This is a genomic window from Pseudomonas fildesensis (assembly GCF_001050345.1).
Lineage (GTDB): Bacteria > Pseudomonadota > Gammaproteobacteria > Pseudomonadales > Pseudomonadaceae > Aquipseudomonas > Aquipseudomonas fildesensis.
This window is the reverse complement of record NZ_LFMW01000011.1, coordinates 22,239-40,223: the sequence shown is the minus strand read 5'-3', so window position 1 is coordinate 40,223 and position 17,985 is coordinate 22,239. Positions and strand designations below refer to the sequence as shown.

10 protein-coding genes are annotated in these 17,985 nt (G+C 61.4%); 5 read left to right on the top strand and 5 right to left on the bottom strand.

Translation table 11 applies throughout. The annotated features are described in order from the left end of the window. Positions 1-372 precede the first annotated feature (372 nt). From ACR52_RS16235 to ACR52_RS16225, 3 genes are read left to right on the top strand one after another with little or no spacing between them, the layout of a single operon-like run. Entirely contained in the window at positions 373-1,614 is a 1,242-nt protein-coding gene (locus ACR52_RS16235) for an exonuclease SbcCD subunit D C-terminal domain-containing protein (protein ID WP_048726121.1), read from the top strand. Further along, entirely contained in the window at positions 1,611-5,249 is a 3,639-nt protein-coding gene (locus ACR52_RS16230; RefSeq protein WP_048726118.1) for an SbcC/MukB-like Walker B domain-containing protein, read from the top strand. Before ACR52_RS16235 ends, ACR52_RS16230 begins: the two co-directional genes overlap by 4 nt. Beyond that, on the top strand, positions 5,246-5,842 hold the full coding sequence (locus ACR52_RS16225) for a glutathione S-transferase (protein ID WP_048726114.1): 597 nt from the start codon (positions 5,246-5,248) through the stop codon (positions 5,840-5,842). The genes ACR52_RS16230 and ACR52_RS16225 overlap by 4 nt, the downstream gene beginning before the upstream one ends. Before the next feature lie 315 nt (positions 5,843-6,157). On the opposite strand, the gene ACR52_RS16220 is transcribed toward ACR52_RS16225, so the two are convergent. The 3 genes from ACR52_RS16220 to ACR52_RS16210 all read right to left on the bottom strand — a co-directional run bounded on the left by ACR52_RS16220 (position 6,158) and on the right by ACR52_RS16210 (position 7,943). Continuing rightward, positions 6,158-6,337 carry a hypothetical protein gene (locus ACR52_RS16220; protein ID WP_048726112.1) on the bottom strand — a complete coding sequence of 60 codons (180 nt, stop codon included), beginning with the start codon at positions 6,335-6,337 and terminating at the stop codon, positions 6,158-6,160. A gap of 156 nt (positions 6,338-6,493) precedes the next feature. Then, the gene (locus ACR52_RS16215; RefSeq protein ID WP_048726628.1) at positions 6,494-7,669 is read right to left on the bottom strand and encodes a lactonase family protein; all 1,176 of its coding nucleotides are present in this window, start codon (positions 7,667-7,669) and stop codon (positions 6,494-6,496) included. Beyond that, positions 7,656-7,943, bottom strand: coding sequence for a DUF5629 family protein (locus ACR52_RS16210; RefSeq protein WP_048726109.1), 288 nt, complete (start codon positions 7,941-7,943; stop codon positions 7,656-7,658). Before ACR52_RS16210 ends, ACR52_RS16215 begins: the two co-directional genes overlap by 14 nt. 141 nt (positions 7,944-8,084) lie before the next feature. Between ACR52_RS16210 and ACR52_RS16205 the strand changes: the two genes are divergently transcribed. Next, positions 8,085-12,992 (top strand): hypothetical protein, encoded by a 4,908-nt coding sequence (locus ACR52_RS16205; RefSeq protein ID WP_048726107.1) that lies wholly within the window; start codon positions 8,085-8,087, stop codon positions 12,990-12,992. Positions 12,993-13,031: 39 nt separating this feature from the next. Here ACR52_RS16205 and ACR52_RS16200 read toward each other — a convergent pair whose 3' ends face one another. Further along, entirely contained in the window at positions 13,032-15,407 is a 2,376-nt protein-coding gene (locus ACR52_RS16200; protein WP_048726104.1) for an efflux RND transporter permease subunit, read from the bottom strand. Between the two features lie 15 nt (positions 15,408-15,422). After that, a complete protein-coding gene (locus ACR52_RS16195; protein WP_082143173.1) occupies positions 15,423-16,463 on the bottom strand; it encodes a WD40/YVTN/BNR-like repeat-containing protein in 1,041 nt (346 codons plus the stop codon). A 349-nt stretch (positions 16,464-16,812) separates the two neighbouring features. On the opposite strand from ACR52_RS16195, the gene ACR52_RS16190 reads away from it, so the two are divergent. Next, positions 16,813-17,928 carry a Gfo/Idh/MocA family protein gene (locus tag ACR52_RS16190; protein WP_048726098.1) on the top strand — a complete coding sequence of 372 codons (1,116 nt, stop codon included), beginning with the start codon at positions 16,813-16,815 and terminating at the stop codon, positions 17,926-17,928. Positions 17,929-17,985: the final 57 nt, after the last annotated feature.

Sequence of the window (17,985 nt, the reverse complement as noted above, 5' to 3'; positions counted from 1 at the left end):
TTCCATGGCCCGCGGGCCTTCTGTAGGGAACGGACTTGTTGTGGCAAGCGGGCTTCTTGTGGCAAGCGAGCTTCTTGTGGCGAGCGGGCTTCTTGTGGCGAGCGGGCTTGCCCCGCGTTGGGGCGCGAAGCGGCCCTAAAACTGCAGCCACGCTAATGCGTTTGCCGTACTGGGGCCGCTTCGCAGCCCAACACGGGGCAAGCCCGCTCGCCACAACACGCTCGTTCGCCACAATCGTGCGCTGTGTGATGCAGATTTGCCCTTCGTCGCCAGGGCCATCGTGTTCACATTTACGGGTAAACTCCCCTCCTTTTCACCGCCCTTCTCTGTTTACGGCGGCCATTCATCTCCTATTTCTCCACGGAGTTCGCCTTGCGTCTGTTTCACACTTCCGACTGGCACCTTGGGCAAAACCTGCATGGCCAGGAACGCGATTTCGAACACGCCTGTTTTCTCGAGTGGCTGCTGGGCCAATTAAACGCCGAGCAGCCGGATGCGCTGCTGATCGCGGGCGATATCTTCGACACGGTCAACCCGCCGCTCAAGGCCCAGGAGCGGCTGTATGACTTCATCATCAGCGCCCACGAACAAAACCCGAAACTCACGATTGTAATGATCGCCGGCAACCACGACTCCGGCTCGCGTATCGAATTGCCGGCGCCGTTGATGCGCCGTTTGCGCACGCATGCCTTGGGCCGCGTGCTGTGGCTGGATGACGGCCAACTGGATGCCGAGCGTTTGCTGATCCCGCTGCCCGACGCCAAAGGCAAGATCGCCGCCTGGTGCCTGGCGCTGCCGTTTTTGCGCCCGGCGGAAGTCACCGGCACACACTTGGGCGATGATTACCTGCGCGGTATCGGCCAGGTGCATGAGTGGTTGATCGCCGCCGCCAATGCCAAACGCAAAAAAGGCCAGGCGCTGATTGCCATCAGCCATGCGCACATGGCCGGTGGCTCGGTGTCGGAAGACTCCGAGCGCAGCCTGATCATCGGTAATGCCGAGGCGCTGCCCGCCAGTTTGTTCGATGCCAGCGTGAGTTATGTGGCCCTCGGCCATTTGCACAAGCCGCAGCGCGTGAATGGCGAGGAAAGGATTCGCTACAGTGGCTCGCCAATCCCCTTGTCGTTTTCCGAGATCGGCTACAAGCATCAGATTCTCGATGTGACCTTTCAGGGTCAACGCCTGGTCAGCGTCGAGTCGCGGCTGATCCCCCGTTCGGTCAACCTGCAACGCCTGGAGGCCGCGCCCCTGGCCGATATCCTCAAGGCTTTGGCGGACTTGCCGGACATCGACCTGCTCGCCGAAACCCAGCGCCAGCCGTGGCTGGAAGTGCGCGTGCGCCTCGACGAACCGCAACCCGACCTGCGCCAGCAAATCGAAACCGCCCTGCAAGGCAAAGCCGTGCGCCTGGTGCGCATCGCCGCCGAGTACGCCGGCAAACGCGGCAGCGAAGCGAGTGACGAAGAACGCTTGATCGAACTCGACCAACTCACGCCCCAGGAGCTGTTCAGCCGCGCCTGGCAGGACAGCTACGGCAGCGAAGTGGATGAACAGACCTTGAAGGATTTCGCGGTGCTGCTCCATGAAGTGCAACACCAGGATGAACAGCCATGAAGATCCTCGCCATTCGCCTGAAAAACCTCGCCTCCCTGGCCGGCCCGTTCGAAATCGACTTTACCGCCGAGCCCCTGGCCAGCGCCGGGCTCTTCGCGATCACCGGCCCAACCGGCGCCGGTAAAAGTACCCTGCTCGATGCGCTGTGCCTGGCATTGTTTGGCGCCGTGCCACGGCTGGGCGATACCGGCCAGGCCAAGATGCAGGATGCAGACAGTGATATATCCATCGGCGACCCGCGCACGTTGCTGCGACGCGGCACCGGCGGCGGTTATGCCGAAGTGGATTTCGTCGGTGTCAGCGGGCGTCGTTACCGGGCGCGCTGGGAAGCCAACCGGGCCCGCGACAAGGCCGGCGGCAAGTTGCAGAACAGTCGGCAAAGCCTGATCGACCTGGACAGCGACCAACTCCTGGCCAGCCAGAAAACCGAGTACAAGACCCAGTTGGAACTGGCCCTGGGCCTGAATTTCGAGCAGTTCACCCGCGCCGTGTTGCTGGCGCAAAGCGAGTTCAGTGCCTTCCTCAAGGCCAACGACAACGAGCGCAGCGAACTGCTCGAAAAACTCACCGACACCGCGCTCTACACCCAGCTCGGCCGTCGCGCGTTCGACAAGGCCAAGGACGCCAAGGACGCCCACAAACACCTGCAAGACCAGGCCACCGGCGTGGTGCCCCTGGCCCCGGAAGCCCGCGCCGAACTGGATCAACAGCTGACGGCAGCCCAGCAACAGCTCAAGACGCAACAAGCCCAGCTCAAACAGCTGGAGTTGCAGCACACCTGGCTCAAGGAGCTGCGCGAATGGCAGGAGCGCCAGCTCAGTGCCGTCGAGCAGTTGCAACGGGACCAGCAACAGTGGGAAGGCCAAGGCCAGCAACGCCAGGATTTGAGTCGACTGGACCAGTTGGCGCCGCAGCGTCATCACTTCGCACGCCAGGTTGAACTCCACACCGTGCTGTCGCCATTGGCCGCGCAGATTCAGCAGCATATCGAGCAACAAGCGGCGTTGAGCACTCGCCAGGAGCAGGCGCAACAACAGCAGACATCCGCCCACTCCGCACTCGTCGAAGCCCTGAAAGTCCAGACTGACGCCGTGCCACTGCTGCGCCAGGCCTTCGAAGAACAGAACACCCTCGCGCACCTGACCAAGGCGCTGGCCAAGCGCACCGAGGACAAACAGCAACACGACACCGCGTGCGCCCAAGGCCAGGCCTTGCTCAAAGGTTTGCAGGACAAACACACTCACGTCGCCGAGCGCCTGCAGCGCCTGGCCGCCGAGCTGGAACGCAGCGTCGCCCTCGCGCCGCTGACCGACGCCTGGGGCGCCTACCGTGACCGTCTGCAACAGCTGATGCTGATCGGCAATCGCCTGAAAAAGGGCCAGGCCGAACTGCCGCAGCTCGAAGAGCGTGCCACCGCCGCCGCCGAGCAATTCGCGCAACAGCGCGAAGCGTTGGACCTGCTCTACCAGGAGGCCGGCGCCGAACCGCATGCAGTGGCCGAACAGATCCAGTTGCTGGCCAGCCTGCTGCAGGAAAACCGCAAGCAACAGCGCGCCTTCGAAGACCTCACGCGCCTGTGGGACAGCCAGCAGCAGCTGGATCAAAAGGTCACCGCGCTGACGCAAAAACTCGCAGACGCCGCGCAGCAACGCGATCAACTGAACCAGACCGGCCTGCAAACCAAAGCCGAACTGACCGTGGCCGAGCAAACACTGACGGTGACCAAACAACTGCTGGAGCGCCAGCGCCTGGCCCGCAGCGCCAGCGTTGAGGAATTGCGCGAGCAGTTGCAGGATGACCAGCCTTGCCCGGTGTGCGGCAGCCACGAGCACCCGTATCACCAGCCCGAAGCGCTGTTGCAAAGCCTCGGTCGCCACGACGAAAACGAAGAGGCCACAGCACAGAAAGCCGTCGACACCCTCAAGGAAAAACTCACCGAGCTACGTGGCGAAGTCGGCGGTTTGATCGCCCAGCAAAAGGAGTTCCTGCAACAGCAGGAGCAACTGGCGACCCAGCAACAGGGCCTGGCCCCCAGCCTGGCCGCGCACCCGTTGTCGGCCTCGCTGTTCAATCAGGACGCGGCCAAGCGCAGCGCCTGGCTGGCCCAGCAACTCACTCAGCTCACGCAGAACATCACCCAGGACGAACACCGCCAGGGCGCGCTGCTCAACCTGCAACAGAACGCCGGGCGCTTGCAGCAACAACTGCAAGCCGCCCAGGACGCCAGCCAGCAAACCCGTCAGTTGCTGGTGGACCAGCAACGCGAGCTGTCCAACGACCGCGAACGCCTCGACGAAGAACTCAACGCCTTCGCCAGCCTGCTGCCCGCCGAGACCCTGGACGGTTTGCGCAGCGAACCGGCGGCGACGTTCATGCTGCTGGACCAGCAAGTCAGCCAGCGCCTCGAACAACTGGGCCACCAGCGCGATGAACTGGCCGAGCAGCAGGAACGCCAGCAGGCCATCGAGAAAGCACACACCCATCAGCAGCATCGCCAGCAACAGCTCGACGCCTTGCTCCAGCACGTCACCGAACTGGCCACGCAGCAACAGGCTGCCCAGGAAAAACTCGACGCACTGTTGGGCGATCACGCCAGCGCCGAGCACTGGCAGCAGCACCTCGATCAAGCGGTCGCGCAGTCACGCCAGAGCGAGGTCGACGCGAATCAACAAGCGCAAGAGATCCGTAATGCCTTGATCCAACTGGCCGCCGACCTCAAGGCGCAACAGGAACGCCAACAGGCGCTGCACACCGAACAGCAAGCGCTCGACCTGCGTATCAACGAATGGCGCGCTCTGCACCCTGAACTGGACGACGACGGGCTCAGCCGCCTGCTGGCCTTCGACGACGCCCACATCAGCCAACTGCGCCAGCAGTTGCAGCACAGTGAAAAAGCCGTCGAGCAAGCCAGGGTCCTGCTGCAAGAGCGCGAACAACGCCTCGCCGAGCACCAGGCACTGCACAACGGCAACCTGGACGCCGAACAGCTCGACAGCACCCTGGCCGCACTCAATCAGCAATTGGCCGAGGGCGAGAAACAGTGCGCCGAACTGCGCGCGCGCCAAGCCGAAGACCAGCGCCGCCAGGATGCGAACCACGCCCTGGACGAACAGATCGCCAAGGCCTATGAAGAATGGCAGCGCTGGGCACGCCTGAACGCGCTGATCGGCTCGGCCACCGGCGACACCTTCCGCAAGATCGCCCAGGCCTACAACCTCGACCTGCTGGTGCACCATGCCAACGTGCAACTGCGCCAATTGGTGCGCCGCTACCGCCTCAAGCGCGGTGGCAGCATGCTCGGGCTGTTGGTGATGGACACCGAAATGGGCGACGAACTGCGTTCGGTGCATTCGTTGTCCGGCGGTGAGACTTTCCTGGTGTCCCTCGCACTGGCGCTGGGCCTGGCGTCGATGGCGTCCAGCACCTTGAAGATCGAGTCGCTGTTTATCGATGAGGGCTTCGGCAGCCTCGACCCGGAATCGCTGCAACTGGCAATGGATGCCCTTGACGGTTTGCAGGCCCAGGGCCGCAAGGTAGCGGTGATCTCCCACGTACAGGAAATGCACGAGCGCATCCCGGTGCAAATCCAGGTCAAGCGTCAGGGCAATGGTTTGAGCACGCTGGAGGTCAAGTGAGCGAGGCATTGCTGTACTCGTTCCGGCGCTGCCCGTACGCGATGCGCGCGCGACTGGCCTTGCGTTATTCAGGCGTGCCGGTGCGCATCGTCGAAGTCAGCCTCAAGGCCAAGCCGGCCGAGATGCTGGCGTTGTCGCCAAAGGGCACGGTGCCGGTTTTAGTGGAGGACGGCCAGGTGATCGATGAAAGCCTGGCAATCATGCAATGGGCGTTGGCGCAGCACGATCCGGATGGCTGGTTGCTTCAGGGCGACCCTGCGGTACTGGCGCTGATTGACGAGAATGATCTGGGGTTCAAGTATCACTTGAATCGATACAAGTATGCCGAACGCTACCCCGAACAACCGATGGAACACTATCGGGCCGAGGGCGAGGCGTTTTTGCAGAAGCTGGAGGCGTTGCTGGCAGATCGCGCGTATTTACTGGCCGATCACCCGAGCCTGGCGGACATGGCCGTGGCGCCGTTTGTGCGGCAGTTCGCGCATGTCGATCGGGAATGGTTTGCCGGTACGCCTTACCGGGAATTGCAGCGCTGGCTGGAAGCGTTTCTGCAATCGCCGCTGTTTATCGGCGTAATGGCGAAGGCCTCATAGCTAATCGCTTTCCCTGTGGCTGGCCCGCTTATTGTGGAAAGCAGGCTTTCTGTGGTGAACGGGCTTTCTGTGGCGAGCGGGCTTGCCCCGCGTTGGGCTGCGAAGCAGCCCCAAAAAGAACAACCATGAACTATCTGGCATACCGCAGCGCCTGGTCTTGGGGCTGCTTCGCAGCCCAACGCGGGGCAAGCCCGCTCGCCACAACAGCACCGCTCGCCACAGAAAGCCCGCTCGCCACGACAGCCCGGTTCACCACAACAAGCCCGCTCACCAAAATGGGTTTGGCATTTGCTTGAGTGCAGGGTCAATCAACGCTTATTGCTGGATTTTGTGATCCAGGGCGGCGTAGAAGTTGGCACTTTGTTGCAGGTATTTCTGGGTGTAGGCGCTGGTGCTGGATTTTTTGCCGGAGACGTCCACGCTGGCGGCCGCTGGCAAGGCAACAGTGGCGGAGACAGCGGAAGCGGCGATGATCGAGAAGAGATTGAAGTTCATGTCGGTAACCCTTGTGTTCGTTTGGTTGAGTGGCCTGGGAAGGCCTTGGAACCAAACTTACGCCCGAGGGTAGAACCTTAGAAATGCTTTGAAACAGTAGCCGCTATTAATAGAATTAATACAAAGACTCAGGCCCCGCCATGCGGGGCCTGTGGCTTATTGACGCACCAGGAACTTGAGGTCGCTGGGGGCATCGATCGGCAATTTCTGCACGGTTTTACCCAGCAGGCCGGTCTTGGGGTCGCGTTCAACCACCACGATTTCATTGCTTTTCTGGTTGGCAATCAGCAGGAACTTGCCACTCGGGTCCAGGCTGAACTCACGCGGGTGGTCGCCTTCCACGGAACGGCGCTGTAGTTCCTTGAGGTGCGCGGTGGCCGGGTCGATGCTGAACACCAGCAACTGGTTGGCCGTGCCACGATTGCTCACATACAGGAACTTGCCATCGCTTGAAGCATGCAACGCGGCGCCAGCCTTGTCGGACACCGGTTGGCCAGCGGCGTACTCCACCAACTGGGTTTGGCTGAGCTTGCCGTCGTTGTAATCGAACACCGCGACCTGGGCGCTCATCTCGGTGGTCAGCCAGGCATGCTTGCCGTCAGCACTGAACAACAAATGACGCGGGCCACTGCCCGGCGGCAGTTGAACAGAAGCAGGGGTGGCCGGCGTCAATGGCAGCTCGTGGTTGGCCTTGGGGTCGTAGTGGTAGGCAAAAATCTTGTCCGCCCCCAAGTCCTGCACAAACACATACTTGCCATCCGGCGACGACACCACCGAGTGCACATGGTTGGAAGCCTGGCGCTCAGGGTTCACGCGACTGGCTGGGTGCCCGCTCAACTGCACCGGCGCCGACAGCTTGCCCGTGGCATCCACCGGCAGAATCGCCAGGCTGCCGCCCGGATCTTCCAATACCGAATAGTTGGCGACGAACAGGTATCGCCCGTCACCGGCGACGCTGGAATGGGTCGGCTCATTGCCCAGGCTCTGCACCTGGTTGATCAGGGTCAGTTGATGATTCTGCGGGGCGATGCTGTAGCTGCTGACGCGGCCGACCGAGTCTGTCTGGCCCGGGCCGTTCTCGTTGACCACAAACAGGTACTTCTGGTCTTTGGAGACCGTCAGCCACGAGGGGTTGGCGGTCTTGGCGGCCAATACCGGTTTGCCCTGGAACTGGCCGGTGCGGCTGTCGAACTGAAGGCGGTAAATCCCTTCGCTGCTGCCGGCGGTGTAGCTGCCCACCAGCAGTTCATAAGTGTCGGCCGGCGCGGCTTGCACCGACATCGCACCGACACTGCCGGCCATCAGCAGGGGCCAGAATTTACGCATCATCATCGGCTTCATCCTCGTCGTTATTGTTGCCGGTGACGCCGCTCATGCAGACCAGGCGGTGCTCGCCCGAATCACCGGTAAGGGTCCAGCTTTGCAAGGTTTCATCGAAGGCGGCAGCGCCTACCTGCTCCAAGGTGAACGTCCAGCGTTTTTCGGCACGCCCGTCCAAGGCGATGATCAGCAGCTTCTCTTCGTTGAGCACGAAGTCGAAGGTGTGCAGCCCATTGATTTCAAGCATGTCGCTGGCTTCAAGGACGGTCAGCAAATTATCAGTCATCACAGTCTTTCGTCAGGTTCAAAGCGCTAATCATAGGCCAGTTTGCCGCCAGGGCCTAAAACCCTAACGGGCTACCGCATCACCGCAGCGCAGCGCATTACCGTGGATGAGCACGTCTTTATTCAACGTAAAGGATTACCCATGCCAGACCCGAACACGACACCCCCTGCTCACCTGACCCGACAAGCGGTTCAAGCCCAGTTCCTGACCCGCCCGACGTTGCGCTCAGTCACCGCGCAGATGCTGGCCCGCAACCTCACCGAAAAATACCCGCCCCTGACGTCCCCCCTCGACGACCTTCGACTCGCACGGCCCCGTGAAGGTGGCGGCCGCGCGTTGTCTCCCTTGCTGGAGGTAGCACTGAGCCATATGGCCGATGGCAGCTTCCCGGATTTATCCTCACGCTACGGCCTGGAGTGCTACCTGAGCAGCGCCGATGGCACCCGGCTCAGCTACCCAGTCAATGGGCAGCGCGGCTATGACCTGCAGGTCATTGAGGAGGTTATCCGGGAATTGCCGTTGCTGCTGTTTATTGGCTTTCAAGAGGCGTTGTCAGCCTATTGGGGCCAGGACAGCGACGCCGGCGGCAGTCGCTGGAAGTGGCTGGCCAGGGTGCTGCAAGGTGCACAGCTGGACTCGGCTGTTCGCCAGGCCGGCAGCGGCGCCCAGCCGCTGAAAACCCTCAGCACACTCAATCGCTATCCTGATCGAGCAACGCGCACCGCACGCCCCTGGCCCGAAAATGCGGTCCATGCTTACACCCTGGAGACACATCTGGATCGCGCAGGCAGCCGACTCACGTTGCAAGCCAACGACGTGCTGGTGGTCAACCGCGAGCAGGTCGTGCTGTGTCGTCTGTCCGGCGAGATTGAGTCATACCCTGACCTCGATGCCTTCGGTGTGGCCTGGGGCGAGCGTATGCAGCAACGTTACACCGCCGACCGGATTACCTGGCAGCAGTACGAGCCCGATGGCGATATTTTCGAGGTACAGGCCGCGCTCATATTGAACCAGCAACTGGATGACCTCGCCGCCATTCAACTCCCCGCCAGATCCAGCGTCCCGGCACTGGAGCAGCTGTTTGCCGCAACCACAAACCCGGCCAATGCATTCACCGGCTTGCCCGGCCCGCGCCTTACAACCCTGTCGCCCCTCCAGGCCGCCCTGCCCGACTGGCTGCAACACGCCGGCGCCGCCGACCGCATGGCCTACCGCCAAAGCCTGCTGGAGCAAGCCGGTATCCGCCGCCAAACCCTCGGCGACGCGGACTTCGACGGCCTGGAAACGCTGCGCAGCTACGCCACCCAGCACTTGAACCACCAACTGTGCCTGGACCGCACTGCAGCCCTGCGCGGCCAGCGCACCTGCGACGCCGCCGCACTGTCGGCCGGTTACAACGCTGACGACTTGGTGCTGACCTTTCACGTCCCGGTGGGCAGCCTTGAAGGTGGGTATGTCGAACCGGTCCCCATGAGCTTGGTCGACCTGGCGCTGAAAAACCTCTCGGGCAGACCCAAAGGCCGCATGACACTGAACCATCGCCAGGGCCTTGAGATTGAAACGTGGTTGACGCCCGACTACCTGCTGCAATTGGTCCAGCATGTCGACATCGGCAAAAACTACCCCTACTACCTGCGCGAGGAACTGATGAGCGACACCGAGGCCGCGCAAAAACGCCAACAGCTGTTCCAGCAACAACGGCCCGTCCACCTCAAAACCCAGGCGCTGGAGCACACGATCAAAGGCGAAGCGGGCTTCACGCCGCGCGGTTTTCGTTGCGTGAATGCGCTGCTGGCCCCGGCCCCGCTGGAGCGGCGGGTCGACGGCGACGAGATCGTCATCCGCCCGCTGGCTTTTGTGCGCAAGCCCGGCGCCACGGCGGATGTGGTGCAAAACATGTTCATCATCGAACCCCTCGACACCCAGCGCGGGCCGCACGTGCTTTATCGTCCGGCCTATCGCGACTCGGTGCTCGAATTTGCCAGCCGCGAGCGCCTGTTGGCGGCGATTGTGCAACCCGGCGCCTTGCAAGACAGCGTGCTGACCTGGCTGGCGGACACGGCCAGGGCGATCTACAGCAACGGCGGCTTTACCCAGCCTCACTACGTCCGTGTCGGCATGGGTTCGGAGTTCGACATACTGCCCGACGTGCCCAAACCTGCCGAGCTGGCAAAGGCCGGCGATGAAAGCAGCGACGAGGTCCTTCAGGCGCTCAACAATGGCAGTCTCATGGAGTATCTGTTTGGCTGTGAAACCCGCCAACTGCTTGACCAGGCCGAGCGCGAATCGACCTCCAATACAGAAAGCCGTTGGGCGCTGATTCTGGAAGGGATGCAGTTGGGGTTCAACACGTTGTTGATCGCGGTACGCGGGCCCCTGGCCGCTGCGGGCTGGCTGATTCAACTGACCCAAGGCCTCACGCAGGACCTGCCGGCGCTGGAGAGCGACGACCCCACGGCGAAGGAGCTGGCGTGGGTCGACCTGCTGCTCAATATCGGCATGCTGCTGGTGCACCAGGGATCACTGACCGCGCCCGCCAACATTCCCGCGCGCGATGAATCGGCCCTCACACGCAGCCCTTTCAGACGCCCGCTACCCGGCCACGCAGCGAGCCCAACGGCCAGGGTTGAACGGGGCATTGTCGGCCTGCCGTCCGAACCGCCGGGCGGTGGCCGTACCCTGCTGGATTTTGATCACTCCCTCGCCGGCGACAACGCCTCGGCAAGGCTCCTGCAGAAACTGCGGGCGCTCAACACCCCCTGGCCTGTGCCTGCGCCGGAGCCAATCAAAATCGGGCCCCACACAGGCTTATACCGCATCAACAACCTGTGGCACGCCTCGATTGGCAGCCTGCTGTTCAGGGTCAGTATCGTTGCGGGTTTTGGCGATGTATTTCTCATTCACCCACAGAAACCGGACCACCCCGGCATTAAGCTTAAAACCGATGGCAACGGTCATTGGACACTGGACCGTGGGCTCAAACTATTGGGGGGCGGCCCCAAGCGCGTGGCGGCCTTGCGCGAAGATAACCAGCGCAAAGCCCAGCAAGCACTCGAACGCGCACAAGCACTCAATGTAGAAGTGACCTATTTGATGGCGCCGGTCATGGCGTCCATCGATAGGGTGGCAGCCGCCTACACGGACCTGAAAAACCAGCTAAAAACCTTACATCTAGTGCGCAATGTGCTGCAGCAAGCCACTGATATACAACGACCGGCCCTGGAGGTGCGGCAGTTGAGGGAAGCGCAGAAACATCAGGAACGGCGCACCGAGTTTCAAATTCTGCTGCAAACCCTGGAGGTTCAATTTGCCGAGTCTCTGGGCCCGCGGCTCGAAATGGTCCAGCTCGGCCAGGCGCTGGAAAAGGTCGGCAAGGCCGGCGTGCATGTGCGTGACCGGGAAAAAATCCTCAAGACCATCTGGGATCAGCAACTGCTCATCCACAGCTTTTTATTGGACCGCTTGAACGCCATGCGCTTTTCCTCCGCGGGCGAACCGATGTCCGAGATGGCGCACCGGATGTTTATCAATAACGTGCTGGGAGACGTTTCGGTCTACAACGAATACATCAGCAATGCCATTGAATCGGCGAACATTCGCCAGCACATGGCCGAAGTGTCCGTCGCCATGGAAACCACCCTTGAACAACTGGAACAGGACTCGTTGGAGGGCCGGTTGGTCCGTCAGGATCTGTTGACGCAAATTCAGCGCCCGCAGCACTTTTTCTCCGACAACCTGAAGCTCAATGCGCTGAACTATCTCGACGCCGCCAGCGTGAGGCTGCCCGATACGGCCCTGCCGCCACAAGAAGAGCTGTATATCAAACGCCTCGAGCAGGCCGAGTTGAGCGAAGTGCTGCTGTCTCACATTGAAGTGCGCAGCGGCGCCGAATACCCGCTTGCCGAGCAACGTGATGTCTATGAGACGGTCCTCAAGCAGTACCGCCTCTATGAGGAGGCCATTCGCGCCCTCAAGGCGCTCAACCCTGGCCGCCTGCGCCCGGAGGCCGAGCGCCTGCTTGACGGCCTCGCCTACGCCCAGGCGCTGGCGCAAGGCGAGCTGGAATCGGTGGTGCGCAAACAGGAAGCGCTGGACGTCGAGCTGCCCCTGTCAAAAACGCTACGGCCCAGGGACCCGGCCAAACGCGTGTTCAAGACCCGTAAAAAGCAATACCTGATCGGCGAACTCAAACCGGCGGATGCACAGAGCAACGAAGAACATTTCACCATCACCGATACGTTAACCGGCGAAACCATTGCCTCTTTCACCCAGCAAAAAGATGGTTGGGCAACCACTGCCCACGAGCCCGCCACCCCGCCGCAACCCGAGCCCCAGGGCCGATCACTGGCGACACTCAGAGGTTTCGGTCGGGCGTTGATCGGGCAGCGCAAAGGCATTGAACAGGTGATAACGGCCGACCAGAAAAAGCTCGACTCGCCGCTGACCCGCCAACAGGTCAATCCGGATGACTGGGACCAATTGCTGACCCGTCACGCCAAGGAGTTCACGGCACTGGCCGATGAAATCAAGCGCGATCATCTCGACAAGGCAGCATCCCAGGACCTGATCGATGAATACCTGGCGCAGGCCCGGGACATCGGCCGGCTGGCCGCGCGCGTCTGCAGTGATGCGTACAAGCGTCAATGGCCGACGCAGGAAAGCCTCAATTACCTGTGGGAGCACAAACAAATTGATATCAACCTGACGAGCCTGGCAGACCCGCAGCGCCCGACCCTCAGCGGAGACTACTTCACCGAATACGCCGTGTACGACAAGGCTCAAAAACCGCCGGTGGTGTTGTGGTATGCACACTTTCATTACGCCGCCGCCGACGCACCGCCCGAGCGCTACACCAGAGCGCACCTGAAACTGCCTGAACAACGCAAATACACGCAAAAGGATTTGCTCAAGCAACACGTCCAGGCCTACTTGCGTAACCAAACGGAGCCCGGCGCCGAGCCGCTCACGCGGATTCTTTACGTACTGATCACGCCACCCGTGGATCAGATTTTCCTCGCGATCACACGGGCGCCGCGCGCAAACCAATGAAACCCGGAGGTGAGGGCAGGAACGCCCTCACCTCACGGCTCAGTGGGCAAACAACGAATTGCCCTTCTGCCCCGCCAGTTTCTCGGGTTTTATCAGGAACCGTGCCAGCGCCGGCAGCAGCCAAAGTGCGCCGAACATGTTCCACAGGAGCATGAAGGTCAGCATCAGGCCCATGTCGGCCTGGAACTTGATCGCCGAGAAGATCCAGGTGCACACGCCGATTGCCAGGCACAGGCCGGTGAACAGCACGGCTTTACCGGTGGATTTCAGGGTCTGGTAGTACGCCTCTTGCAACGGCAGGCCGGCACGCAGAAAGCTTTCCAGGCGGCTGTAGATGTAGATGCCGTAGTCCACGCCAATCCCCACGCCCAACGCCACCACCGGCAAGGTCGCGACCTTGACGCCGATGCCCATGAACGCCATCAGCGCGTTGCCCAGCACTGAAGTCAGCACCAGCGGCAGCACGATGCACAAGGTCGCGGCCCAGGAGCGGAAGGTGATCATGCACATGGTGGCCACGCAGAGGTAGACCAGGATCAGGATGATCAGCTCCGACTCCTTGATCACCTCGTTGGTGGCGGCCTCGATCCCGGCGTTACCGGCGGCGAGAATGAATTCCAGGCCGTCCTTGTTGTTCTCCCTGGCGAAGTCCTGCACCGCATGCACCGCGCGGTCGAGGGTTTCGGCCTTGTGGTCGTTGAGGAACACCAGCACCGGCGCCAGGGAGCAATTGTTGTTGTACAAGCCATCGGCGCGGGCGATGGAGTTGTTCAGCACGTCCGGGTTGCGTGACAGGGTTTCCCATTTCAGGTTGCCCTCGTTCATGCCCTTGATCATCTGCTTGGACACGGTCACCAGCGAGATCGCCGACTGCACGCCCTCGGTGTTCTGCATCTTCCACATCAACTGGTCGATGGGCGCCATCGCTTCATAACGCGAGCAGCCTTCGGCCTTGGTCTTGACCATCACCACCAGCACGTCGGAGCTGGTGGAGTAGTTGCTGATGATGAAGTTGTTGTCCTTGTTGTAACGCGAGTCCGGGCGCAATTCCGGCGCGCCTTGGTCGAGGTCGCCGATCTTGAGGTTCTGGCTGTACCAGAGGCCGCCACCGAAAGCGACAAGCGCCAGCGCGATGGAGATCGGCGCGACTTTCGGGCTGGCAAAATTCGACAGCAGGCGCCAGAACGGATGTTCGCGGTTCGCGTCTTTCTTGCTCCTGGCGATGGCGCGTGCGCTGATGCCGGCATAGGAAATCGCCACCGGCAGCAGGATCAGGTTGGTAAACACGATCACCGCCACGCCGATGGACGCGCCGATGGCCAGTTCGCGGATCACACCGATATCAATGATCAGCAGCGTGATGAAACCCACCGCATCCGCCAGAATCGCGATCATCCCCGGCAGGAACAATTGCCGGAAGGTCCGCCGTGCGGCCGTCAGAGCGTTGTCCGCCTCACTGGATTGCAGGGCGATACCGTTGATTTTCTGCACGCCGTGGGAAATACCGATGGCGAAGATCAGGAACGGCACCAGCATCGAATACGGATCCAGTCCGAAGCCGAAGAAGTGCATCAAACCGAGTTGCCAAACCACCGCCACCAGCGTCGTGCTCAACACTGCGATGGTGCTGCGCAAGCAGTTGGTGAACCACAGCAAGAGAACCAGCGTGATGACGAAGGCGACGCCAAAGAACAGCACCACCATGATCAGGCCATCGATCAGGTCACCGACTTTCTTGGCAAAACCGACGATATGGATCTGTACGTTGGGGTTCTGTTCCTGGAACTTGGTGCGGATCTTGTCTTCAAGCTCGTGGGAGAACTTCTGGTAATCCAGGGCGAGCAATTTGCCTTGGTCCTGCGGGTCCGGGTAGGCCTCCAGCAGCGGGATGTCGACGATGCTCGACTTGAAATCGTTGGCCACCAGGCGCCCGACCTGGCCGGACTTGAGTACGTTGTTGCGCAACTGATCGAGGCTTTGCGGCGAGCCGTTGTAGCTCTGCGGGATCACTTCACCGCCGGCAAAGCCCTCTTCGGTCACTTCGGTCCAGCGCACGCTGGGGCTCCACAGCGACTTGAGGCCCGAGCGGTCGACGCCGGAGATGTAGAACACCTCGTCGTTGATCTGACGCAGGGTCTCCATGTACTCCTTTGTAAAGATGTCGCCGTCCTTGGCCTCCACCGAGATACGCACCGTGTTGCCAAGGTTCGCCAGATCGTTACGGTGTTCCATCATCTTTTCGATGAAGGGGTGCTTGAGGGGGATCATCTTTTCAAAGCTGGTGGACGGGCGAATCAACGTCGCCTGCCAGAACAGGAAAATACTCACCAGCAGGCAGATGACGATCACTGCCGGGCGGTTGTTAAAGATCAGGCGCTCAAGAAAGGTCGCTTTATCGTTGTGATGACTGCTCATTCTTTCCCCGCCTTCTTATTGTTTTTCGAGTTCGGCGCCGGTTGGCTTGGCGACACGAACACCACCCTGCCCGACCAGAATCAAGTTGCCATTGCCTGCCGCCGTGACTGCCGACAGTGAAATACGGTCCGGGCGATTGAATACGCTGAAGGTCAGGCCATCGTCGTGGCTGACCACCACGCTGCCGCCGTTGCCGACCACCACCAGCGCGCCGTCATCAAGCAAGGTCGCGCCTGACAGGCCGAATTCCAGTGCGCCGCGCGCGGCATTCAACTCAACCTGTTCCCAGGTGCTGCCGAAATCCGTGGAGCGATAGAGGTTGCCGCGCAAACCGTAGGCCAGCAGGGTTTGCGGTTGGGCGGTACTGATCACGCCAAACAACGAGCCCTCGTAGGGGCCTTCGAGCTTTTCCCAGGTCTGGCCATCGTCGCTGGAGCGGAACATGCTGCCCTGCTCGCCGACGATAAACAGGCCGGCGTCCTTGATCCGGGCGATAGCGTTGAGGTGGAATTGGTCTTCGTTGTCGAGGCGGTCACTGACGTCCTCCCAGGTTTTGCCGCCGTCGGTGGTTTCAATCAGCGCACCGTAGGCGCCCACGGCCAAGCCGTGGCTGGCGTCCTTGAACCAGATATCGAGCAACGGCGCTTCGCGCTTGAGGTCTTGATATTGCACGGCCCAGGTAGCGCCGCCGTCAGTGCTGGCGAGAATCTGCGCGTCATGCCCGACCGCCCAGCCCTGCTTGTCGTCGGTGAAAAACACCGCCGTAAGCAATTGCCGGGTAGGCACCTTGGCTTGGGTCCAGGTGCTGCCCTGGTCATCGGAATAGAGGATGTGCCCGCGATCACCGACCGCCACCAGGCGCTTGCCTGCGTGGACGACGTCAATCATCAGGCCTTTGGCGGCCTTGGGCGATTCAATGGCAAACACCGCTGGGGCGGTGGTATCGCTGGCGGCCTGGACGGCGGTCGATAACACGACGGCCCCAAACAGCGAGAGCGCTGTGGCCAGCAACGCAACCCTGCGTGCGGCGCGTGGGCGGCAAACAACCCAACCCATGACAGGCTCACTCATAGACCTTTCTCCCCATTTATTATTGTTAGGTCCGCCTTCCCGGGCTCTGAAACCTGCAATCTAGAGCGCCTGAAGGAAGCAGGGCCATCCTATCGGGCTTTCGAATCGCCTGACAATCGGCGCTACGTTATCTTTTGTTAACTGGCGGCGTTTGGCCATGCCCTGAATATAGCCCCATCAACCGCAATGATGCGCCCTCCCTGTTGATCGTTCCCATGTCTGCGTGGGAACGATCAACGCCGGAATATGAATTTATTATTCCATATCTTGAATATTGGGAATTTTTATTCCATTAATAGGCATCCTGAAAACAATAATCCAAAGGACCACGGCGATGCGTGAACTCGGAATCGGCTTGATTGGCACAGGCTTCATGGGGCGCGCCCATGCCCTGGCGTTCAACAACGCCCGCGCGGTATTTGAACTGCCGGTACGCCTCAAGCTGGCCGCACTGGCCGATGCAGACACCGAGCGCGCCCAGCGTTGCGCCACAGCCTGGGGTTTTGCCCAGGCCCATGGCGACTGGCAGGCCTTGATCAACGACCCCAACGTCGATGTCGTGGCCATCACCACACCCAACCATCTGCATTACCCAATGGCCATGGCCGCCATTGCTGCAGGCAAGTCGGTGTACTGCGAAAAACCCCTGGCGGTCAGCCTGGAACAGGCCGACGCCATGCGCCGCGCCGCGAGTGCAGCAGGCGTAGTGACCCGCGTGGGGTACAACTATCAACACAACCCGATGATCGGCCTCGCGCGCGAGTTGATCGCCAAGGGCGACCTGGGAGACATCATCAGCTTCCAGGGCGAGTTCAGCGAAGACTTCATGGCCGACCCGGCTTCACCCTGGTCATGGCGCTGTGAAGTGGAACACGCCGGCGGCGCGTTGGCGGACCTGGGCAGCCACCTGCTGTCGATGGCGCGTTACCTAGTCGGCGATGTGGTCAGCGTGTGTGCCGACACGCAGACCGTCCACGGCCAGCGCCCAGCCGTACACAGCAGCAAAGCGATGAAATCCATCGCGGTGGATGACCAGGTGCATGCGCTGCTGCGTTTCGCCAATGGCGCGCGCGGCACGGTGAGCAGCAGTTGGCTCAAGCACGGCTACAAAAACCACCTGAGTTTTGAGATCAGCGGGACCCAAGGCACGCTGGCGTTCGATCAGGAACGTTTGAATGAACTGCGCCTGTGCCGTGCCGGCCAGGACGGTTTCCAGCGTTTGCTGGCCGGCCCCGCCCTGCCCGGCTATGCCGCGTTCAGCCCGGCGGCTGGCCACCAACTGGGGTACAACGAGTTGAAGACGCTGGAGGTGCAGGAGTTGATCATGGCCGTCGCAGGCCAAGGCGCGAACGGCACTGACTTTGAGGCGGCGTGGGAAGTTGAGCGGCTGGCAACCGCGATTCGCCAGGCCGCCCGGGAAGAGCGATGGGTCAATGTAAACGCGGCCTGATCGTTCCCACGCTCAGCGTGGGAATGCATCCCGTGACGCTCCGCGTCACCCGTGCGC